Source organism: Devosia sp. (genome assembly GCF_048261455.1).
Taxonomy (GTDB): Bacteria; Pseudomonadota; Alphaproteobacteria; order Rhizobiales; family Devosiaceae; genus Devosia_A.
On record NZ_JBLXGA010000005.1, the window covers coordinates 101719 to 123809 of the forward strand.

The 22091-nt window shown below is 61.6% G+C and carries 19 protein-coding genes and 1 tRNA gene; 3 read left to right on the plus strand and 17 right to left on the minus strand.

Annotated elements, in window-relative coordinates:
• Positions 1-5: 5 nt before the first annotated feature.
• From rpsL to secE, 10 genes are all read right to left on the minus strand, one after another.
• Positions 6-377: a 30S ribosomal protein S12 gene (rpsL, locus tag ACN0TK_RS07500; protein ID WP_035080811.1), complete on the minus strand. Its 372-nt coding sequence runs from the start codon at positions 375-377 to the stop codon at positions 6-8.
• A 429-nt stretch (positions 378-806) separates the two neighbouring features.
• Positions 807-1406, minus strand: a complete 600-nt coding sequence (locus ACN0TK_RS07505; protein ID WP_417308852.1) for an O-methyltransferase — start codon at positions 1404-1406, stop codon at positions 807-809.
• Positions 1407-1596: 190 nt separating this feature from the next.
• Positions 1597-5796, minus strand: coding sequence for a DNA-directed RNA polymerase subunit beta' (gene rpoC / locus ACN0TK_RS07510; protein ID WP_417308853.1), 4200 nt, complete (start codon positions 5794-5796; stop codon positions 1597-1599).
• A gap of 82 nt (positions 5797-5878) precedes the next feature.
• Positions 5879-10024 (minus strand): DNA-directed RNA polymerase subunit beta, encoded by a 4146-nt coding sequence (gene rpoB / locus ACN0TK_RS07515; RefSeq protein ID WP_417308854.1) that lies wholly within the window; start codon positions 10022-10024, stop codon positions 5879-5881.
• A gap of 244 nt (positions 10025-10268) precedes the next feature.
• Positions 10269-10646, minus strand: a complete 378-nt coding sequence (gene rplL, locus ACN0TK_RS07520; protein ID WP_417308855.1) for a 50S ribosomal protein L7/L12 — start codon at positions 10644-10646, stop codon at positions 10269-10271.
• Between the two features lie 63 nt (positions 10647-10709).
• Positions 10710-11228 (minus strand): 50S ribosomal protein L10, encoded by a 519-nt coding sequence (gene rplJ / locus ACN0TK_RS07525; protein ID WP_417308964.1) that lies wholly within the window; start codon positions 11226-11228, stop codon positions 10710-10712.
• Positions 11229-11522: 294 nt separating this feature from the next.
• Positions 11523-12218 (minus strand): 50S ribosomal protein L1, encoded by a 696-nt coding sequence (gene rplA, locus ACN0TK_RS07530; RefSeq protein WP_417308856.1) that lies wholly within the window; start codon positions 12216-12218, stop codon positions 11523-11525.
• Between the two features lie 2 nt (positions 12219-12220).
• A complete protein-coding gene (gene rplK / locus ACN0TK_RS07535) occupies positions 12221-12649 on the minus strand; it encodes a 50S ribosomal protein L11 (RefSeq protein WP_417308857.1) in 429 nt (142 codons plus the stop codon).
• A gap of 144 nt (positions 12650-12793) precedes the next feature.
• Entirely contained in the window at positions 12794-13324 is a 531-nt protein-coding gene (gene nusG / locus ACN0TK_RS07540; protein WP_417308858.1) for a transcription termination/antitermination protein NusG, read from the minus strand.
• Between the two features lie 36 nt (positions 13325-13360).
• A complete protein-coding gene (gene secE / locus ACN0TK_RS07545; RefSeq protein ID WP_417308859.1) occupies positions 13361-13555 on the minus strand; it encodes a preprotein translocase subunit SecE in 195 nt (64 codons plus the stop codon).
• A gap of 210 nt (positions 13556-13765) precedes the next feature.
• Here secE and ACN0TK_RS07550 point away from each other — a divergent pair, with 210 nt between their 5' ends.
• The 3 genes from ACN0TK_RS07550 to ACN0TK_RS07560 are packed head-to-tail and all read left to right on the plus strand — an operon-like array spanning position 13766 to position 15936.
• Positions 13766-14833 carry a glycosyl transferase family 90 gene (locus ACN0TK_RS07550; RefSeq protein WP_417308860.1) on the plus strand — a complete coding sequence of 356 codons (1068 nt, stop codon included), beginning with the start codon at positions 13766-13768 and terminating at the stop codon, positions 14831-14833.
• A complete protein-coding gene (locus ACN0TK_RS07555) occupies positions 14830-15507 on the plus strand; it encodes a DUF6498-containing protein (protein ID WP_417308861.1) in 678 nt (225 codons plus the stop codon). The genes ACN0TK_RS07550 and ACN0TK_RS07555 overlap by 4 nt, the downstream gene beginning before the upstream one ends.
• Positions 15508-15567: 60 nt before the next feature.
• Positions 15568-15936 (plus strand): DUF1622 domain-containing protein, encoded by a 369-nt coding sequence (locus tag ACN0TK_RS07560; RefSeq protein WP_417308862.1) that lies wholly within the window; start codon positions 15568-15570, stop codon positions 15934-15936.
• Between the two features lie 35 nt (positions 15937-15971).
• Here ACN0TK_RS07560 and ACN0TK_RS07565 read toward each other — a convergent pair.
• The 7 genes from ACN0TK_RS07565 to ACN0TK_RS07595 all read right to left on the minus strand — a co-directional run bounded on the left by ACN0TK_RS07565 (position 15972) and on the right by ACN0TK_RS07595 (position 21621).
• Positions 15972-16047, minus strand: a tRNA-Trp gene (locus ACN0TK_RS07565).
• A gap of 107 nt (positions 16048-16154) precedes the next feature.
• Positions 16155-16832 carry a DUF2461 domain-containing protein gene (locus ACN0TK_RS07570; RefSeq protein ID WP_417308863.1) on the minus strand — a complete coding sequence of 226 codons (678 nt, stop codon included), beginning with the start codon at positions 16830-16832 and terminating at the stop codon, positions 16155-16157.
• On the minus strand, positions 16829-17182 hold the full coding sequence (locus ACN0TK_RS07575) for a TfoX/Sxy family protein (RefSeq protein ID WP_417308864.1): 354 nt from the start codon (positions 17180-17182) through the stop codon (positions 16829-16831). Before ACN0TK_RS07575 ends, ACN0TK_RS07570 begins: the two co-directional genes overlap by 4 nt.
• 53 nt (positions 17183-17235) lie before the next feature.
• Positions 17236-17607, minus strand: coding sequence for a VOC family protein (locus ACN0TK_RS07580; RefSeq protein WP_417308865.1), 372 nt, complete (start codon positions 17605-17607; stop codon positions 17236-17238).
• Between the two features lie 36 nt (positions 17608-17643).
• Entirely contained in the window at positions 17644-18939 is a 1296-nt protein-coding gene (locus ACN0TK_RS07585) for an RNA polymerase sigma factor (protein WP_417308866.1), read from the minus strand.
• A gap of 10 nt (positions 18940-18949) precedes the next feature.
• Entirely contained in the window at positions 18950-19297 is a 348-nt protein-coding gene (locus ACN0TK_RS07590) for a YciI family protein (protein WP_417308867.1), read from the minus strand.
• Positions 19298-19548: 251 nt separating this feature from the next.
• A complete protein-coding gene (locus ACN0TK_RS07595) occupies positions 19549-21621 on the minus strand; it encodes a methyl-accepting chemotaxis protein (RefSeq protein WP_417308868.1) in 2073 nt (690 codons plus the stop codon).
• Between the last annotated feature and the right edge of the window lie 470 nt (positions 21622-22091).

Sequence of the window (22091 nt, forward strand, 5' to 3'; positions counted from 1 at the left end):
GCTCCTTACTTCGGCCGCTTAGCGCCGTACTTCGAACGACGCTGCTTGCGATCCTTGACAGACTGGGTGTCAAGCACGCCGCGCAGCACGTGATAGCGAACGCCCGGAAGGTCACGCACACGGCCACCGCGGATGAGCACAACCGAGTGCTCCTGCAGGTTGTGGCCTTCGCCGGGGATATACGAAATGACTTCGCGCTGATTGGTCAGGCGAACCTTGGCAACCTTACGAAGGGCCGAGTTCGGCTTCTTCGGGGTTGTCGTGTAGACGCGGGAGCACACACCACGCTTCTGCGGGTTGGCCTCCATCGCGGGAACCTTGTTCCGCTTGGGCTTTGAGGCCCGGGGCTTGCGGATCAACTGATTAATGGTCGGCATTGCGCTCTTTCCATCCGTCCGGAACTTCTTGCGAAAGACAATGACAAACCAATGGGGCGCCGGTCCTATCCCGAGGTGGGATAGCGGCGCCTCAATCTGCAGCGGACCGCCTGTCTCCAGACGTTCATGCGCACAATGATTTGTCGTCATCTCGTGCCTTTTGCGATGTGTTTGAAGTTCCTAGGTGCCCGCACAGGGTGGCAGATACCCGAATGAACCTCACGACCGATCGCTAAGGTGTGGCTTCTATAGGGTTGCAGAGTCGGTGCGTCAAGGATTCTTTGCGCAGCGCACCGCTGCACCAGCGGCATTATTCGGAGCTTGGCTGCTCAACGACCGCTAATCGGTCAAATCTGCCCTCAAGTCGGCTCTCAGACCAGCACCTTGGTGACATTTCCACCGACTTTGACAGCAAATCCAAGCAGTGATTCACGCGTCGAGAATCATGATGGCGAATCCATCCCATCCTTTCGTACCAACCGTCTGTAATGCGGTGGCGTTGAGTCTTGGTTCATTTGCAATCATCGCAAGGGCCGCCTGGGTCCCCATGACACTGTGATCGGTCGCGTTGGGATCAATGATCCCGCCACCGCGAATGACATTGTCGAGCACGATCACCGTGCCCGGGCGTCCCAGCTTCATGGCCCATTTCAGGTAGATGACATTGCTGGGCTTGTCCGCATCGATGAAAACCAGATCAAAGGGCCCTGCTCCGGCTTCGGTCAGCTTTGGCAACGTGTCCGCGGCCGCACCGACGTGCAGAGCAATGCGTTCCTCGAACCCGGCCCGCGCGAAATTGCCGCGCGCGACCTCGGCATGCCTTGGGTCGTATTCGAGCGTGACGACCTGTCCGTCTTCAGTCAGAGCGGACGCCATCCACAAGGTGGAATAGCCGCCAAGGGTGCGGACTTCGAGAATGCGCTTTGCGCCGGTCATCCGCACCAGCAGCTGCAGGTACTTGCCTTGCGCGGCGGACACATCGATCGCCGGCAGGCCTGCCTCAGCGTTCGCTGCCAATGCGGCTTCCACAAAGTCCGGCGCCGCGACCAGGCGATCCTCGATATATCGATCGACGTCCGTCCACAGACTGCTCATGAGCGGTCCCCCTTTCCTATCGAGGCAATGATCCTGTTCCTCAGGCCAGCGGCCAGTGACAGGACCTGTCGAAAAAACAAAGGGCCCCGAGGGGCCCTTTGCGCATTTTCTGAGTGACGTCCGATTACTCGGCCGGCTCGCTCGGCACCTTGTCGGGGGCCGGGATGGCAGCCGTTGCGGCCTGACGGCGGCGTTCCTCGAGAATGAGGTCGTCGCGCTTGGTCGCCGTGAGCTTGGCCTTGGTGATGCCCGCGCCGGTACCGGCGGGGATCAGGCGACCCACGATGACGTTTTCCTTCAGGCCTTCGAGGACGTCGGCCTTGCCGGAGACGGCCGCCTCGGTGAGGACGCGGGTCGTTTCCTGGAAGGACGCGGCGGACACGAACGAACGGGTCTGCAGCGAGGCCTTGGTGATGCCCAGCAGCACCGGAACGGCTTCCGCCGGGGTCTTGCCTTCAGCGATCAGCTGATCGTTGAGCTCCTGGAAGTCGAGCTTGTCGAGCTGCTCGTCCTTGAGCATCCCGCTGTCGCCCGGCTTGGTGATCTCGACCTTCTGCAGCATCTGGCGAACGATCACCTCGATGTGCTTGTCGTTGATCAGCACGCCCTGGAGCCGATAGACCTCCTGGATCTCGTTGACGAGGTACTTTGCGAGTTCCTCGACGCCCTTGATGGCCAGAATGTCGTGCGGTGCCGGGTTGCCGTCGAGAATGTATTCACCCCGTTCGATCGGGTCGCCTTCCTGCAGATGGAAGGGCTTGCCCTTGGGGATCAGATACTCGGCGGGCTCGGCGCCCTCCTCGGCAGGCTCGATAATGATCCGGCGCTTGTTCTTGTAGTCGCGACCGAATTTGATCGTGCCATCGATCTCGGCGATGATGGCGTGATCCTTCGGACGACGGGCCTCGAACAGCTCGGCCACACGCGGCAGACCACCGGTGATGTCCTTGGTCTTGGCGCTTTCGAGCGGGATACGCGCCAGCACGTCACCGGCAGAGACCTTCTCGCCCGGCTCGACCGCGATGACCGCATCCACTGACAGCAGGTAACGGGCCTCACCACCACGATCGAGCTTGGCAACTTCGCCGCCGCGCTTGACCGTGATCGCCGGACGCAGCTGATCGCTGCGCTGGCTCGTACGCCAGTCGATAACCAGACGCTTGGTGAAGCCGGTCGCCTCGTCGGTGGTCTCGGCAACCGAGGCACCATCGACCAGATCTTCGAATGCGACCTCGCCATCAACTTCAGCCAGCACCGGACGGGTATAGGGGTCCCATTCGGCGATGCGCTGTCCGCGCTTGACCTCGGCCCCATCGTCGACCCGCAGCTTGGCGCCGTAGGTCACGCGGTGGGTTGCACGGTCCTTGCCATCGGGATCGAGGATGGCGATCGTTACGGTCCGACCCATGGCGATCAGCTGACCACCCGAGATCTTCGCGACGTTGCGGTTGCGGATCTCGATCTTACCTTCGGCACCAGCTTCCAGATAGGAGCTGTCGACCACCTGCGCCGTACCACCGATGTGGAACGTGCGCATGGTGAGCTGCGTGCCGGGCTCGCCGATCGACTGTGCCGCGATGACGCCAACAGCCTCACCGATATTCACAGGCGTACCGCGGGCCAGATCACGACCGTAGCAGGTGGCGCAGCAGCCCTGACGCAGGTCACAGACCAGCGGAGAGCGGATGCGGACCGACTGGACCTTGTGGCCTTCGACGACCTCGACGTCCTTTTCCGTGAGCAGCGTGCCACGCGGAATGAGCAGGTCGCCGTTCTCGGGGTTGACGATATCGTCGGCCGTGGTGCGGCCCAGGATACGCTGACCCAGCGAGGCCACGACCTGACCGGAGTCGACGATGGCTTCCATCGTCAGACCACGCTCGGTGCCGCAGTCCTTCTCGGTGATGATCGAGTCCTGCGCCACGTCGACGAGACGACGGGTGAGGTAACCCGAGTTCGCGGTCTTCAGCGCCGTATCCGCCAGACCCTTACGGGCGCCGTGGGTGGAGTTGAAGTACTCGAGAACGTTCAGGCCTTCCTTGAAGTTGGCCGTGATCGGGGTCTCGATGATCGAGCCGTCCGGACGGGCCATCAGGCCACGCATGCCGGCCAGCTGCTTCATCTGCGCCGGCGAACCACGGGCACCCGAGTGGCTCATCATGTAGACCGAGTTGATGGGTTTCTGGCGACCGTTCTCGTCGAATCCGACGGCGGCGATGCCCTTCATCATCTCCTCGGCGACCTTGTCACCACACTTGGCCCAGGCGTCGACCACCTTGTTGTACTTTTCGCCCTGGGTAATCAGGCCGTCATTGTACTGCTGCTCGAACTCCTCGACCAGCTTACGGGTGTCCTCGACGATTTTATACTTCGAGGCAGGGATCACCATGTCGTCCTTGCCGAACGAGATGCCGGCACGGGCAGCGTGCTTGAAGCCCATGTCCATGATCCGGTCACAGAAGATCACCGTCTCCTTCTGACCGCAGCCACGGTAGACCGTATCGATCATCTTGGAGATCATCTTCTTGGTCATCAGCTGGTTGGCTGTGGCGTAGGGCACCTTGATGCTCTTGGGCAGCAGCTTGCCGATCAGCATGCGACCAGGGGTGGTCTCGACGACCTCCGTGGTGCGATTGCCGTCTTCGTCGTAAACGTCGACCCGCCCCTTGATCTTGGTGTGCATGGTCACGACGCCCTGCGCGAGCGCATGCTCCAGTTCACCCATGTCCGAGAAGGCCATGCCTTCGCCGGGCTCACCCTCGGCCATCAGCGACTGATGGTAGAGACCAAGCACGATATCCTGGGACGGCACGATGATCGGCTGACCGTTTGCCGGGTGCAGGATGTTGTTGGTCGACATCATCAGGACGCGCGCTTCAAGCTGAGCCTCGAGCGACAGCGGCACGTGAACGGCCATCTGGTCGCCGTCGAAGTCGGCGTTGAAGGCGGCACAGACCAGCGGGTGCAGCTGGATGGCCTTACCCTCGATCAGATGCGGCTCGAATGCCTGGATACCCAGACGGTGCAGCGTGGGCGCGCGGTTGAGCATGACCGGATGCTCGCGGATCACCTCATCGAGGATATCCCAGACTTCCGGCTTTTCCTTCTCGACCAGCTTCTTGGCCTGCTTCACCGTCGAGCTCAGGCCCTTGGCTTCCAGCCGTGAGTAGATGAACGGCTTGAACAGCTCGAGCGCCATCTTCTTGGGCAGGCCGCACTGGTGCAGCTTGAGTTCCGGACCCACGGTGATCACCGAACGGCCAGAATAGTCGACGCGCTTGCCGAGCAGGTTCTGACGGAAACGGCCCTGCTTGCCCTTGAGCATGTCGCTGAGCGACTTCAGCGGACGCTTGTTGGCACCGGTGATCGTACGACCGCGGCGGCCGTTGTCGAACAGCGCGTCAACGGCTTCCTGCAGCATACGCTTTTCGTTGCGGATGATGATATCCGGCGCACGCAGCTCGATCAGGCGCTTCAGGCGGTTGTTGCGGTTGATCACGCGACGGTAGAGATCGTTCAGATCGGAGGTCGCAAAGCGACCGCCATCCAGCGGCACCAGCGGGCGCAGCTCGGGCGGAATGACCGGAATGACGGTCATGATCATCCACTCGGGCTTGTTGCCCGACACGAGGAACTGCTCGACGATCTTCAGGCGCTTGGCGAGCTTTTTCGGCTTGAGCTCGGTGGTCGCCTCGGCGATCTCGACACGCAGATCGGCGGCGAGCTTTTCGAGGTCGAGCGCCATTAGCATGTCACGGATGGCTTCGGCGCCGATCTTGGCGGTGAAGCTGTCCGCGCCATATTCGTCCTGCGCGTCAATGTACTGCTCTTCGGTGAGCAGCTCGTTCTGCGTGAAGGGCGACAGACCCGGATCGAGCACGACGTAGTACTCGAAGTACAGGATGCGTTCGATATCCTTCAGCGTCATGTCGAGCAGCTGGGCAATGCGGCTCGGCAGCGACTTCAGGAACCAGATGTGGGCGACGGGCGCGGCCAGCTCGATGTGGCCCATGCGCTCGCGGCGCACACGCGACAGGGTGACTTCAACGCCGCACTTCTCGCAGATCACGCCCTTGAACTTCATGCGCTTGTACTTGCCGCACAGGCACTCGTAGTCCTTGGTCGGCCCGAAGATGCGCGCGCAGAACAGGCCGTCGCGCTCTGGCTTGAAAGTCCGGTAGTTGATGGTTTCCGGCTTCTTGATCTCGCCATAGGACCAGCTGAGAATCTTCTCGGGGCTGGCGATGCTGATCTTCATTTGATCGAACATCTGGGCGGGGACCTGCGGATTGAAGGGGTCCATGACGTGGTGATGATGGTTCATCAGGTAGCTCCTCGTTTCGGATGCTTCAGACCTCTCAGGCCTGGAGCCTCACGAATTGAATGGGGTTGGAAATCGGCAGGGTTTATTCCGCCGCTTTCTGAGGAGGTTCTAGCTCGCCGGCATTTTCGTCCGGCGAAGTCTCTGGCTCTTCGGTGGCATCCAGCTCGACGTTGAGACCGAGCGAACGGATTTCCTTGACCAGAACGTTGAAGCTCTCCGGGATACCCGCTTCGAACGTCTCATCACCGCGCACGATGGCCTCATAGACCTTGGTACGGCCGGCAACGTCGTCCGACTTGATGGTGAGCATTTCCTGCAGCGTGTAGGCGGCGCCATAGGCTTCGAGGGCCCACACCTCCATCTCGCCGAAGCGCTGGCCACCGAACTGCGCCTTGCCACCCAGCGGCTGCTGGGTCACGAGCGAGTACGGACCGATCGAGCGTGCGTGGATCTTGTCGTCCACCAGGTGGTGCAGCTTGAGCATGTAGATGTAGCCCACGGTGACCTGGCGATCGAACTGTTCACCCGTACGGCCGTCGAACACGGTCGACTGACCGGACGACTTCAGCCCTGCCCGCTCGAGCATGTCGACGATGTCGGCTTCTTTGGCACCGTCGAAGACCGGCGTCGCGATCGGCACACCCTTGGACAGGTGTTCGCCCAGACGCACCATGCTGTCGTCGTCGAGCTGGCCGACATAATCGTCGTTCGGGTACAGCTCAGCCACTTCCGCCTTCAGCGGGGTGAGATCACCCTTCTGACGGTAGACACGCATCATCTCGTCGATCTTCTTGCCCACGCCGCGACAGGCCCAGCCAAGATGCGTCTCGAGAATCTGGCCCACGTTCATGCGCGACGGCACGCCCAGCGGGTTCAGCACGATGTCAACATGGGTACCGTCTTCGAGGTACGGCATATCTTCGATCGGGGTGATGCGCGACACCACACCCTTGTTGCCGTGACGGCCGGCCATCTTGTCGCCCGGCTGGATCTTGCGCTTGGTCGCAACAAAGACCTTGACCATCTTCATCACGCCCGGCGGAAGTTCGTCACCGCGCTGGAGCTTGTCGACCTTATCGATGAAACGCTGTTCGAGCAGCTTGCGGCTGTCCTCGTACTGCGCGTGAAGCGCCTCCATCTCGGCCATGACCTTGTCGTCGTCGATGGCGAACTGCCACCACTTGGACCGCGGCTGGGCCTCGAAGGTCTGGTCGTTCAGCTTGGTGCCCTGCACATAGCCCTTGGGGCCGGTGGTGGCAGTCTTGCCGAACAGCATTTCCTTCAGACGGGCATAGACGTTGCGATCGAGGATCGACTGCTCGTCGTCACGGTCCTTGGCGAGACGCTCGATTTCCTCGCGCTCGATCGCCATGGCACGCTCGTCCTTGTCGATGCCGTGGCGGTTGAACACGCGGACTTCAACAACAGTACCGGAGTCGCCAGGCGGCACCCGAAGCGAGGTGTCACGAACGTCCGAGGCCTTCTCACCGAAGATGGCGCGGAGAAGTTTTTCTTCCGGCGTCATCGGGCTTTCGCCCTTGGGGGTGATCTTGCCGACCAGGATGTCGCCCGCAGCCACTTCGGCACCGATGTGCACGATGCCCGCTTCGTCGAGGTTCTTCAGAGCCTCTTCCGAAACGTTCGGGATGTCGCGGGTAATTTCCTCCGGCCCGAGCTTGGTGTCACGGGCCATCACTTCATATTCCTCCATGTGAATGGAGGTGAAGACGTCCTGCATCGCGATCTTCTCGCTGAGCAGGATGGAGTCCTCGAAGTTATAGCCATTCCACGGCATGAACGCGACGAGCACGTTGCGGCCAAGGGCCAGATCACCGAGTTCGGTCGACGGACCATCGGCCACGATGTCACCGGCGTCGATGTGATCGCCCACGACAACCAGCGGACGCTGATTGATGCAGGTCGACTGGTTCGAACGCTGGAACTTCATCAGGTTGTAGATATCGACGCCGGGCTTGCCGGGATCGGTCTCTTCGGTGGCGCGAATAACGATACGCGTCGCATCTACCTGATCGACGATGCCCTTGCGCTTGGCAACGATCGCAGCACCCGAGTCACGGGCCACGACCGATTCCATGCCGGTGCCGACAAACGGCGCCTCGGCGCGCAGCAGCGGCACAGCCTGACGCTGCATGTTCGAGCCCATGAGGGCGCGGTTGGCGTCGTCGTTCTCGAGGAACGGGATCAGCGCCGCGGCGACCGACACGAGCTGCTTGGGGCTCACGTCCATCAGATCGACGGTTTCCTTCGGCGTCAGACCGTTGTCGCCGGCGTGCCGGGCAACGACGAGATCGTCGACGAACTCACCCTTGTCGTTCAGCGCAGCATTGGCCTGGGCGACGTAGTGCTTGGCCTCTTCCATCGCCGACAGATAGACCACGTCGTCGGTGACCCGGCCGTCCACGATCTTGCGGTACGGGGTCTCGATGAAGCCGTACTTGTTGACGCGCGCGAACGTCGCCAGCGAGTTGATCAGACCAATGTTCGGGCCTTCCGGCGTCTCGATCGGGCAGATGCGGCCATAGTGGGTCGGGTGCACGTCGCGCACTTCGAAACCGGCACGCTCACGTGTCAGGCCGCCCGGCCCAAGAGCCGACAGACGGCGCTTGTGGGTGATTTCCGACAGCGGATTGGTCTGATCCATGAACTGCGACAGCTGCGAGGAGCCGAAGAACTCACGCACGGCGGCAGCAGCCGGCTTGGCGTTAATCAGATCCTGCGGCATCACGGTGTCGATCTCGACGGACGACATGCGCTCCTTGATGGCGCGCTCCATGCGCAGCAGGCCGAGACGATAGGAATTCTCCATCAGCTCGCCCACCGAACGTACCCGGCGGTTGCCGAGGTTGTCGATGTCATCGATTTCGCCACGACCGTCACGCAGCTCGACAAGCGTGCGAACGACTTCGACGATGTCTTCCTTGCGCAGGACGCGAACGGTGTCCTCGGCCTCAAGATCGAGACGCATGTTCATCTTCACGCGACCGACCGCACTGAGGTCATAGCGCTCGCTGTCGAAAAACAGCGACTTGAACATGGCTTCTGCCGTCTCGACGGTCGGCGGCTCGCCTGGACGCATCACGCGATAGATGTCGAACAGCGCGTCTTCACGGCTCTCGTTCTTGTCCACTGCGAGCGTATTGCGCAGGTAGGCGCCAACCGACACATGGTCGATGTCGAGGATCGGCAGGGTGTCAAAACCGGCTTCGAGCAGCGTGGTCAGCAGCTTCTCGTCCAGCTCATCGCCGGCCTCGGCGTAGATCTCACCGGTCGTGAGGTCGAGCAGGTCCTCGGCCACGAACTGACCGTACAGATCCTCGTCGGACGCAGCGAGATGGGTCACGCCGCCATCGGCAGCCTTGCGGGCCTGGCGGGCGGAGATTTTCTTGCCACCCTCATGCACCACTTCGCCGGTCTCGGCGTTGATGAGATCGAAGGTCGGCTTGGTGTTGCGGATCTTGTCGGCATCGTAGGGACGACGCCAGCCCTTCTCGGTCTTTTCGTAGCTTAACGTGTTGTAGTAGGTCGCGAGGATTTCCTCGGCGTCCATGCCAAGCGCCTTGAGCAGCGAGGTCACCGGAATCTTCCGGCGGCGATCGATACGGGCAAAGACGATGTCCTTGGCGTCGAACTCGATGTCGAGCCAGGAACCGCGATAGGGAATGATGCGGGCGGCGAACAGCAGCTTGCCCGACGAATGGGTCTTGCCCTTGTCGTGGTCGAAGAACACGCCCGGCGAACGATGCATCTGTGAAACGATGACGCGCTCGGTACCGTTGACGATGAACGTGCCGTTCCGGGTCATGAACGGCATGTCGCCCATATAGACGTCCTGCTCCTTGATGTCCTTGACGGAACGGGCGCCCGTTTCCTCGTCCACCTCGAACACGATCAGGCGCAACGTCACCTTGAGCGGCGCTGCGAACGTCATGTCGCGCTGCCGGCACTCGTCAACGTCATACTTGGGCTGCTCGAACTCGTATTTTACGAATTCGAGGGAAGCGGTGTTGGAAAAATCGGTAATCGGGAAAACCGACTTGAAGACAGCCTGCAACCCCAGCTCGTCACGGCCGCCCGCAGGCTCGTCGACGATGAGGAACTGATCGTAGGAGGCCTTCTGGACCTCGATCAGATTGGGCATCTCCGTGACTTCGCGAATGCTGCCGAAAGACTTACGTACCTTGCGGCGGCCATTGAACGTGGTAGCCATACCAGCTCCTGTTTCTCTCGATGTCTCGGAGGCAAATGTCCAAATGCCCGACTATCAGCCGTCGGGTATCAGGACATCAGCCTTGCTATGTGTGGCGGAACCTGTGGGAGGTGTTCCGCAAATCCGCAACTTAACGCGCCTTGCCTGATGTAACAGACTCGATCAGGCGGCGCCCGTCCCTATACCCACAACTGAGACGGTAATGAGGCGGCGCCGCAGCGCCGCCCCGAAACATGCAGTCGAATTACTTGAGTTCGACCTTGGCGCCAGCGGCTTCCAGCTTCTTCTTGATGTCCTCGGCTTCAGCCTTCGGAGCACCTTCCTTGATCGCCTTGGGAGCAGCTTCGACCAGTGCCTTGGCTTCGCCGAGGCCCAGACCGGTGATGGCGCGGACTTCCTTGATCACGTTGATCTTGTTGTCGCCGAACGAGGCGAGAACGACGTCGAACTCGTCCTTCTCTTCAGCGGCCGGCGCACCGGCATCACCACCAGCGGCAGCAGCAACTGCAACCGGAGCGGCGGCGGAGACGCCCCACTTTTCTTCGAGCATCTTCGACAGTTCCGATGCCTCGAGAACGGTCAGGGCAGACAGGTCGTCTACGATTTTGGCGAGATCAGCCATTTGAGTTCACTCTCTTTGTCAGTTTCGATTCGAACCAGGGTCAGGTGACCCGATATGGTTTGCCTATGCGGCATTGCTCTTATCGGCATGCGCCGAAATGACCCGTGCAACGGCCCCACCAGGAGCCTGCAGGACAGATGCGATACGCGTGGCGGGCTGCTTGAGCATCCCGGCCAGCGTGGCACGCAGCTGATCCAGCGACGGCATGGTCGCCAGCGCCTTGACGTTTTCGGCGTCAAGCGAGGTCTCACCCATCGCGCCACCAAGAACCACGAACTTCGAGTTCTTGTCGGCGAAAGCGGCCGCGACTTTCGGCGCGGTCATGGGATCCTCGGCAAAGGCGACGACGGTTGGCCCGGTAAACAGGGCCGACATGTCGGCGTTGTCGGTTTCCTTCAGAGCAAGCTTGGCAAGGCGGTTCTTGGCAACCTTGATCGTCCCGCCAGCCTCTTTCATCTGCTTGCGCAGAGTCTCGAGGTTGGCAACGGTCAGGCCGGCATTCTGGGCAACCACAATCGAACCGGCCGTCGCGAACGACGCCTGGAGCGATGTGATGAGCTCAGCTTTTTCCGCTCTTTCCACTGCTAGTCTCCACAATTCGTCCACAGCGAGCCATGGACTTCTGCCAATTGCTGCACCCCGTTTCCGGAGTTCAGCGGTTGATGCCTGTCAACCGGCTGACCGTCTCGAAGGCTTACGCCCCTTGGCGGCAACTGGCCTGGTTCGAACCGGAGCTATCCGGTCCTCACCCCATCTATGCAGGCCCGTTTCCGGATTAAGCGCCTTGCGGCACACCAGCAGTCTCGGACAGGTCTTCTCGCCATTCTTTTGGAACGGCATCCGGGCGGCCGAAGCCGCCCGAAATTCTTGTCAGTCTCAGCTGTTGACCGAGGACGGCTCGACGTGGACGCCGGGGCCCATGGTCGAGGACACGGCAACGCGCTTCATGTAGGTGCCCTTGGCGCCCGACGGCTTGGACTTCTGCACAGCGTCGGCGATGGCCTTGATGTTCTCAACCAGCGCATCCTCGGTGAAGGACGCCTTGCCGACGCCCGCATGGATGATCCCGCCCTTTTCGACGCGATATTCCACCGCGCCGCCCTTGGCAGCCTTCACGGCGCCGGCGACATCGGGGGTCACGGTGCCGACCTTGGGGTTCGGCATCAGGTTGCGGGGCCCCAGGATCTTACCCAGACGACCGACCAGCGGCATCATGTCGGGCGTGGCGATCACGCGGTCGAAATTGAGGTTGCCTGCCTGAACCTGCTGCACGAGCTCTTCGGCACCGACAACGTCGGCGCCAGCGGCAGTGGCCTCATCGGCCTTGGCGTCGCGGGCGAATACGGCCACGCGCACGGTCTTGCCGGTGCCATTGGGCAGGCTCACCACACCACGGACCATCTGGTCGGCGTGACGCGGGTCGACACCCAGGTTGAAGGCAACTTCGATGGACTCGTCGAACTTGGCCTTGGCGCGTTCCTTGACCATCTTGATGGCCTCGTCGACGCCATAGAGCTTCTTGCGGTCGATCCCCTCGGAGATCGCCTGCATGCGCTTACCAGCTTTTGCCATGATCAGCCCTCCACCTGGATGCCCATCGACCGGGCGGAGCCGGCGATCATGGACATGGCCTGATCAACATCATAGGCGTTCAGGTCGCCCATCTTCTGCTCGGCAATCGTGCGCAGCTGATCGGTGCTCAGCGTGGCAGCGGATTCCTTGCCCGGCAGCTTCGAACCCGACTTTAGGCCAGTGGCCTTCTTGATCAGGTAGGTGACCGGCGGCAGACGGGTCTCAAAGGTGAAGCTCTTGTCCGCGAAGATCGTGATCACGACCGGGATCGGAGCACCCTTTTCCATTTCCTGCGTCTTGGCGTTGAACGCCTTGCAGAATTCCATGATGTTCAGGCCACGCTGGCCGAGGGCCGGGCCGATCGGGGGCGACGGGGTCGCCGATCCGGCGGGGACCTGAAGCTTCAGGTAGCCGGTAATTTTCTTTGCCATGGTCTATCTCCATTGCTGCCCAAGATCGGGCGGGTGGTCCGCGTCACCGGACCGATGAGACGCCGTGGTGCGAAGTTTTGCCGGTGACTGGCCGTCGCCGCCTTCTTCCACGAATGCCCGCCCCCACTTGGAGGCCGGTTCCGGTCAGACCTTTTCGACCTGACCGTATTCCAGTTCGACCGGCGTCGGCCGACCGAAGATTGAAACTTCCACCTTGAGGCGCGAGCGTTCGTCGTCGACCTCTTCCACCACGCCATTGAAGCTGGCGAAGGGGCCGTCCGACACGCGCACCTGCTCGCCGACCTCGAAGGAGACCGACGGCTTGGGGTGATCGACGCCGTCCTGCACCTGCTGCAGGATCGACATGGCTTCCTTTTCGGAAATCGGCATGGGCTTGTCGCCCGAACCGAGGAAGCCGGTCACTTTCGGCGTGTTCTTGATCAGATGGAACGCCTGGTCGGTCATATCCATCTTCACCAGCACATAGCCGGGGAAAAACTTGCGCTCGGCGTCGACCTTGCGGCCACGGCGCATCTCGACGACCTTTTCGGTCGGCACGATCACGTCGTCGAACAGCTCCTCGAGCTTCTTCTGCGCAACCTTTTGACGGATATCCTCCGCCACCTTGCGCTCGAAATTGCTGTACGCCTGAACGATGTACCAACGTTTGGCCATGCCGCGTCGTCGCTCCTAGAAAATATCGTGTGCCGCTTAGCGGATCGACAGCATTAGCTGCACGAGCCACGAAATGACCTGGTCGGCGACCAGAAAGAAGATGCTCGCGATTATGACCATGATCAGCACCATCACCGTCGAGACGAGAGTCTCATTACGGCTGGGCCAGCTCACCTTACTGACTTCCTGACGGACCTCTTGCAGGAATTTCAGTGGGTTGGTGGTAGCCATCGCAGTTCTTTCCTTCGCGGCCAAAAGGCCAAAAACGAACAACCGCGCGAGTCAACTCGGGCGGCTGTCGTGGCGTATCTAATGGCTGCGACGCACGAATGCAACTGGCTTTTGCCATTCGGCTTTGAAGCGCCCGCTTATGTCAGCCATAAGAGTCAGTTCTGAGGCTTCTTCCCCCATTCTACCCGGCCTCGTGACCAAGGATAACGGATGACCTCTCTCGGTTCTATTGTTCAGCGTGATACCAAGCTGTCGCCAGCGCATGCTTCTAAGAAAATTGCTAACGACTTGCATAGACCTTACCTAGTCTATCGCGTCTGGCGCGAAACGCAGCGACAGTTAGCGGGACGCCTCGTGCCTTTACCCAAGTTGCGAGTACAACATGACAGCGACGCGAGGTACGGGCTGGATGCCGTGTTCCGGCGCGAGGCCGACACCGTCACGCTCACTTTGTCGATATCCAAGGATATTCGCTTCCGGCATGCCGGTCGCAAACACTCTGCCGCATACCTTTATTGGTTCGCGCACTGCGATACTGAGGTCGAGATGCTCTCTGTGACGCTGTCTGACGGTGAAAGTCCCTCGGGCGCGCGCTTTGCTCCCTCTACAGGCATTGCAAACATGATACCGCTGCCAGACCCGCACTTTTTTCAGAATTACGGCTTCAGCGCTTCGTGGCGTGCGGCAGAAGTCTCCTCTGTTGATTGGCACGAGCGATCAAGCGACATAGTGTGGCGTGGAACCAACTCAGGCTCGCAGAGCAATGATCCTCAGCTTGTCGAATCTGCGCCGCACGCAGTTACGCCAAGGATACGACTGTGTCTCGCGTTGCGCGCAGTCGCCGGGACAGATGTTAAACTGTCCCGAGCAAATGACCGGCTTATAAGCTTCGCCGCGCTGCAGCAGTTCGGCATAACGGGCGACCCCATCCCCGAATCCAGCTGGCTCGGCCGCAAGTTCGCTATCGACGTCGACGGCAATACCAACACCTGGTCCAATCTGCTTATCCGACTGCACTTTGGGTGCTGCGTGTTGAAAGTGGAAAGCGAACACGGCTACCGGCAGTGGTATTATGACCGGCTCATCCCGTGGGAACACTATGTGCCGATCAAGCCGGACATGTCCGATCTACTCGAGCAGATCGACTGGGTGCGTTCTCACGATACTGAAAGTCAGGCGATCGCCGCCAATGGACAGGCGCTGGCCCGCAGTCTCACCTTTGACTCCGTCCGCTCGGAGGCTGTTGAACTGATCACCGAGAACTGGACACCCTATTGATCGATCGCTGGCTCACGCGCGAAACCCTCCTGGTTCTGGCCGCTAACGCCCTCCCCCTCGCCGGCGCACTGGTTGGTCAGTGGGATGCGTTCACGCTGGTGCTGTTCTACTGGCTCGAGACCGCGGTTTTCGGCTTCTGGATCGTCCTGCGCGTCGCTACGACCAAGGGTGAACTGATCCGCGGCATGCGCGACCAGTCCGGCGCTCCGGTCCAGGGCGGCCCCGGCGCCGGCCTGTTCGTGCTGGCGCATGCCGGCATCTTCATGGGCGTGCACCTGCTGTTTCTGTGGACGCTGTTCGCCGGTCACTGGGAACAGGAATTCAGCGGTCCGCTGGCCTTCATCGAACATGTGTTTTTCACGCAGGGCCTGTGGTTGCCACTAGCGGGACTGTTCATTCTGCGTGGCCTGAACTCCGGGATGTTTGCACGCGATGGCCACGGCCCGGAGCGCGAGGTCATCGGATTCTATCTGCGGATCGTCATCATGCAGGGCACGATCCTCATCGGCGCCTGGTTTGCTCTGCTGCTGGGCAGCCTCGGCGCACTGATCATGCTGTCGGTCCTCAAGACCGCGGCAGAACTCTTTTCCGCTTCGCTCGTCGGCCGCACCGAAGAAGCGCTCGAGCGGGCCGCCGCCGAACAGGAGGCCCGCAAGCGCGGACCCAGGCGCTGAGACCGCGAACGCAACGCGATCGGTCCGGGCGCATTCCTTCCATCACAGATGGAGGGCCCGATGCAGGCAATGTTCTTTGACGCGCTGGAACTGATCACCGTTCTGATCGAGGCGCTCGGCGTAGTTGCTATTCTGGCCGGCATCGTCATCGCCGGTGTTGGCATGCTGCGCGACCGTGGCCGGCAAGACGCCTATCACCGGATGCGGTCGACGCTTGGACGGGCCATCCTGCTCGGGCTCGAACTGCTCGTTGCAGCCGACATCATCAATACGGTGGCGATCGAACCCAGTCTCGGCAGCCTAGGCATCCTCGCAGGTGTCGTGCTGATCCGAACTTTCCTCAGCCTGTCGCTCGAAGTCGAGATCGAGGGCCGCTGGCCGTGGCGCCGCAATGCGCCGTCAAATACAACGGCGCCCAATCGATCCTGAGAGGAAGTGTGCAGGTGCGCCTCGCGCGGGGCGCATGGCAGGGGCAGAAGGACTTGAACCCTCGACCCTCGGTTTTGGAGACCGATGCTCTACCAACTGAGCTATACCCCTAAACCTGCGGCCCTTCGTCTAATCGGAAAGCGAAATCGGTGCAAGGCCATTTGTGCGTCGAACGGGCTGCGCGTGCTAGCCCCTCCCCTCACGCCCGCCCTTTGCGTTCAGTCGCCCTGCACATGCGCGCCGATGTAGCGGATCAGGGGCAGCATCCGCGTGCAGATGTCCGCAACGAAATCCACACCCTGCGGCCCCAGCAGTTCACGCGGCATCGGCAGGCGCTCCTGCGTGCGCACCACCAGCCCCTTGTACTTGAGCCAACCCGCCGCCGTTGCCTCCTTGTCGAAGCCGCGCGGCACGGTCTTCAGCGCCGGCGGGTCCATCGGCAGGCCGCTCTCCTCGATGGCCTGTTCTACCGCAGCGCCCCCGTCAGACAGAACCTGGGTGCGGAAACGCGCCAGCTGCGCGTCGGAAAAAGCCCAGTGCCCTGCCCCATAGCTGAATCCGTTCGCCCCGATGACCACGTGCACACCAGGTCCGGCGTTCGGCTTGTCGCCGGTGAAAAAGATCAGGTGCTGATTATCGTGGTACGGCGCCTTGTCGGCTGAAAACCGGGTATCCCGAAAGATCCGGCGCACCGAACCGTTGAGCTTCGGCTCGGCATGGAGCGGCGGATCACAGTCGGCAAGCGCGGGCTGTAACGCTGTGCAAAGCGCCATGCTCGGGCCGCGTACCGCCTCCTCGTAGCGGTGCCGGTTGGCCTCGAACCAGCTCTTGTCGTTATGGACAGCCAGGTCGCGCAAGAAACGCTGCGTATCCTCGGTATATCCCGTGAAGCTCATCCTTGTTGTCCTCGCCCTAGCCTGCGGTCTTTGGGGGGCATCGCGCCAACATATCGCTCCGTCAGCGCCAGCCAGGTGTCGAGGCCGGTCTGCAGCGCTGCTTCCGGCTCGACATGAACAAACCCCGGCATCTTTCGCCCCATGGCGACCGGTTCGGCGCCCGGCAGCCGCAATGCCTCGGCTTCGTTGTCGCTGCCGACCCTGAACATGAAGCCATATTTGCCGATACCGCACAGCATGTTGCCATTCAGCATGAAGAAGTCACCGCCAAACATGTGCTTTTCGCTGATCTCCGGTCGATGAGCGAGATGGTCGCGCAAGCTGGCGGCGTAGGTCTTGGTGTCGGGCATCGTCATCTCCGTCGTAGTGATTGGCCCGGCGCCATAGGCACCGGGCCAAACGCTCAGTGTGCGTAGGTGATGAAGGCGATCGCGGCGCCGCTCGGATCGGTCAGGTGACACATCCGCCCGACGCCGGGCGCGTCAAACGGCTCCACGAGCGGCTTGGCGCCATGCTCGACCGCACGGCGAAAGCGCGTGTCGACGTCGTCCACGGTGATGTAGCCGATCCAGCCGGCCCGGGGCGCGGGGTTCGGGCTGAAGCCGCCGACAGGCTCGTCGGCAACTTCGAGACGGCCATAGCTTGAGCCGTCTGCCATCGGCATGTCGGCGACCGACCAGTCGAGCACGTCGGTGTAGAACTTGCGGGCCTCGGCCGGGTTCGGGCCGACATATTCGAACCAGCTCGGCGCACCGTGGGTGATGTTGCGGTTCATTTCGTCCTCCATTGATGAAGATCGTCACTGCGGCGATCACTCCAAGGACGGCGCGGTGGCTCCCATCCGGACAGCGGTGCACGATTTTTCTTCAATTTCGGCCAGACGGGCTTCGAGATAACCGCGTTCCGCCGGATTGGGGCTGCACCTCAAAGCCGCTTGCAAGGCCAGTTGCGCCCCTGCGGCATCTCCTGCCTCGGCACATAGCCCAGCCCGCGCCGCGTGGAACGGCAGGTAGCGCTGCAGTTGATCTGCCAGCGGCGCCAGCAAATCGAGCGCTGCTTGGGGCCCCTCGACCTTGCCCAGGGCAACGGCGCGGTTGAGTGTCACCACGGCACTGGGCTCGACCATCTCCAGCACCGCATAGAGCGCCGAGATCTCCGCCCAGTCGGTCTTTTCGGGGGTTTTCGCGCTGCAATGAACCGCTGCGATGGCCGCCTGAAGCTGGAACGGCCCGGGCCGCTGATGGCGCAGGGCGTTCTGCACCAGCACCGTGCCTTCGGTGATCAGGTCCTCGGACCACAGTGCCCGGTTCTGCGCGTCGAGCGTCACGAGCTCGCCCTTGGAATCGAGCCGCGCCGGGTGCCTGGCGTGCTGCAGCAGCATCAGTGCCAAGAGGCCCATGGTCTCGAGTTGGCCCGGAAACAGATCGAGTAGCAGCCGCACCAGCCGGATCGCCTCGACGCAAAGCGCCTGCCGGATCGGCTGGTCACCCCCGCTCGCCGAATAGCCCTCGTTGAACATGAGGTAGAGCATGCGCGACACCGCCTTCAGCCGCGCTGCGCGTTCCTCTGGCGACGGGGGTGCCGTGGCCATGCCCGCGGCTGCCGCACGCTGCTTGGCCCGTGACAGCCGGCGCTCCATGGTCTCCGGCGTCACGACGAAGGCCCGCGCGATCTCGCCGACCGACAGGCCGGCCACGACCTTCAGCGCCAGTGCCAGCTGGTCGGTGAGTTGCAGCTTGGGATGGCAGCACATGAACAGCAGCCGCAGGATATCGTCACGATAGACCGCGTCATCCATTGCCGCCGCGATAGCCTGCTCCGCATCGGTGTCGGCCGCCGCCGCATCGAGTACGGCATCGGGATCGGCCGAGGCAAACCGCCGCTTGCGGCGCGTGAGGTCGATCCCGGCATTGTAGCCGGCGCGGATCAACCAGGCCGTCGCATCCTTTGGCACACCACGTTCCGGCCAACTGTGCAGGGCGCGGACACACGCTTCCTGGTACAATTCCTGAGCGAGATCGAGATCGCCGAAGGCGCGCAACAACGCCGCCACGGTGCGGGCCCGTGCCTGACCGAGGAGCGCATCCATGCCCGGCGTAGCGCTCACCCGGCGTCGCCTATTCCGACCATGCGACCGGGCGCACTTCGAGCGTTACCGTATCGCTGGCGATGATCCTGGCATAATCGAGTGCTGCATCCATGTCGGCGCAGTTGATCTGGTAAAAGCCGAGGAAATGTTCCTTGGTTTCGGCATAGGGGCCGTCCATCAACACCGTCTGCCCGGCTGGACCGCTCAACCGCATCGCCGTGGCGCTGGAGGCGAGCCTCGCCGACACCTCGTAGGCGCCATCGGCATGCAGTTTTTCCAGCAAGCGGTGATGTCCGTCCATCACCTCGGCCTGCCGCTCAGGCGTCAGCCGGTCGAACAGTCCCGGCTCTCCATAGATCAGAATCGTGAATTGCATCGCGCGTCCCTCATTCCCAGTCACGTGCTGCGCAACGCCGATCATAGAAAAACTATCGCGTCGCGCCCATCCCAAGGACGCAGGTGGACTGGAGAACCGGACAGGTCGGCATGAATTTCTGGCACCAGCCTTCACATGGATTCAAAAATTCGCCGGCAGGCTATCTCGTAGCACTGCTGGCAAAGATCAAACCCGGTTGCGCTTCTCTGTCATCCCGGAACCCGAGACGACAGAGAAGGCGCTGGGGATGCTCAGAACTCGTCCCAGTCAGCCGAGATCGCCGCATTGCCACGGCTGAGATACTGCGCTGCCGCCTTGCGTGCGGGGGCCGCGGGGTGTGCTGGACGTTGGGTGGTGGCTGGTCGAACCATCGACGGCGCAGAAGCAGAGCCGCCTGTCGCGAATACAGCCACGATCTCATCGAGTTCACCCGCCTGGCTCTCGGTCTGTTCGATCGCCGCGTTCATTTCCTCGACCAGCGCCGCATTGTGCTGGGTCATTTCATCCATCTGCCGCACGCCGACATTGACCTCTTCGATCGACGCCGCCTGTTCCTTGCTTTCGCGGGCAATGCCTTCCATCACCAAACTGGTCTCGCGAATGCCGTTCTGGATCGCTTCGAGCTTGCTGGCGGCGTCTGCGACCAGTTTGGACCCGCCGGAGACTTCGGTCGCACTTTGCTCGATCAGCACTTTGACCTCAGCAGAGGCCGACGCCGCCGATTGCGCTAGGCGCCGTACTTCGATGGCTACGACCGCAAACCCCTTGCCAGCATCACCGGCGCGCGCCGCTTCCACCGAAGCGTTCAGCGCCAGCAGATTGGTCTGGAAGGCGATGTCATCGATCAGCCCGATGATGTTGGAGATCTTGGCCGAGGACGCGGTGATCTTTTCCATCGCTCCGGTGGCCTGACTCATCACCTGACCGCCTTCCTCGGCAGTCCGCGAGACCGATTGCGACTTCAGGCTGGCCTCTCCCGACTTGTTGGCATTTTCCAGCACGGTGGAGGCCAGTTGCTCCATCGTCGCCGAGGTCTCTTCGATCGTTGCGGCCTGCTTGGTGGTGCGCTCGCTCAGATCATTGGCGCCGGCCAGAATTTCCCCGGTTGCCGTGCGCAAAGTCTGCGAAGTGTTCTTGAGCCGGTGGACCACATCGCTCAACCGGTCCGCCACCGAATTGGTATCGGCCTGAAGATGGGCAAAGGCACCCTGATACTCGCCCGCCATGCGTTCGGTCAGGTCGGTGTTGGCAAGTGCCTTGAGCACCCGTCCGGTTTCGTTCAGCCCGTTCTCGACTGTTATGAGCAGGCTGTTGACGCTGCCGGCCAGGCTGTTGAGTTCGGCGTCGGGGAATTTGGCGTCCACGCGCTTTGAAAAATCGCCGGCAATCGCTGAATCGACCACTTCGCCGAAAGCGCCCTGCAGTTGCGTCATCATGGTGCGGCGCTGCGCTTCATCGGCAACGATCCGCGCCGCTTCCGCCTCGGTCATCTGGCTGACCTTGATGCCATTTTCGCGGAACACTTCGACGGCGCGCGCCATCTCGCCCAGTTCGTTTCGTGCATTGGTGAAGGGCACATCCACGCTCGCCGGGTCTTCAGTGACCTGGTGCATGACATTCACCAGCTGCGGAATGGGGCGCATCAGGCGCTTGGCGGCAAAGAACAGCGCAGTGCCGACCACCGCGAACACGAGGGCCGAGACAGTGAACAGCATGAGCAGGGTCTCGTCCTGTGCCGCCGTGATCTTGGCCTTCTGGACGCCGGCATAGAGAATGCCGACCATCTTGCCGTCAGTGTTCTGGATCGGCTGATAGACGGTGTAATAGGGCGTGCCCAGGATCACCGCTTCGCCGAGATAGGTGTCACCCTGCATCACCACGGGATAGACAGCGCCGTTCTGTCCCAGCGGTGTGCCAACGGCGCGCGTGCCGTCGGGCTTGATGATATTGGTCGTGCGCCGCCAGAAATCCTGGCTTTCCTCATCCCAGGCAAAGACGGTCGCGGTCTCGCCAGTCACCCGGGTGATCTCTTCGATCATCGTGTTGTCGGTAAACTCGGGCATGGCCGGCACCGTGATTCCGGTGACCTCGTTGTCAGCGGACCATTCGAGTTCGGCCCCCGGCACAACTTCGCTGAAGATCGTCGCTGCGGTGCGCAGATTGACAAGCTGGTTGTCGCGCGCCAGTTGCGCGGTGCTGGACGCCAGGTTCAGGTAGACCACGAGCGCCATCGCGGCGACGGCGATGGCGAGGCCACCAATCGACATCAGGACAATCGCGGTCGAGAGCTTTACGCCACCGCGGACTGCATTCTTTTTATTCATCGCTGTCTTCCTTGTCGCCCGCACGTTCCGGGTACGGTCGTCTAAATGTCCTGTCGTACAAGCTGTACGGTTACTGGCGCCCTACCCGTCGCCCGCACGTGCGACCCTTGGACTGCAATGACCAGGAGCGAAGGAACCGGGGCGTTTGCGATGCGAGAACAAATGGCTCTCTGCCGACGACCGGGGCTTCTAATCTGAACATGCCTTGTGCGCATCATCGCGCAGGACAATTAAGGCAGCGTGAAATAGGGGTTGGATTCGAACTTAACGCATATGGATTTTTGCAGCAGAGTTCTCGATCCGATGGCGCGCCACGCACCCGGGACATCCTGAAGCCCGCGGGACGACTGTGGGCCTGAATTCAGTTAGGGTCGAAAACCGGCAACTGCGATTCAGCCAGCGTGAGCTCTAGATGCGCCATGCGACGCAAGCGAGTGCCCCGCAAACCAAAGGGGCGCGTCGAGTCATTT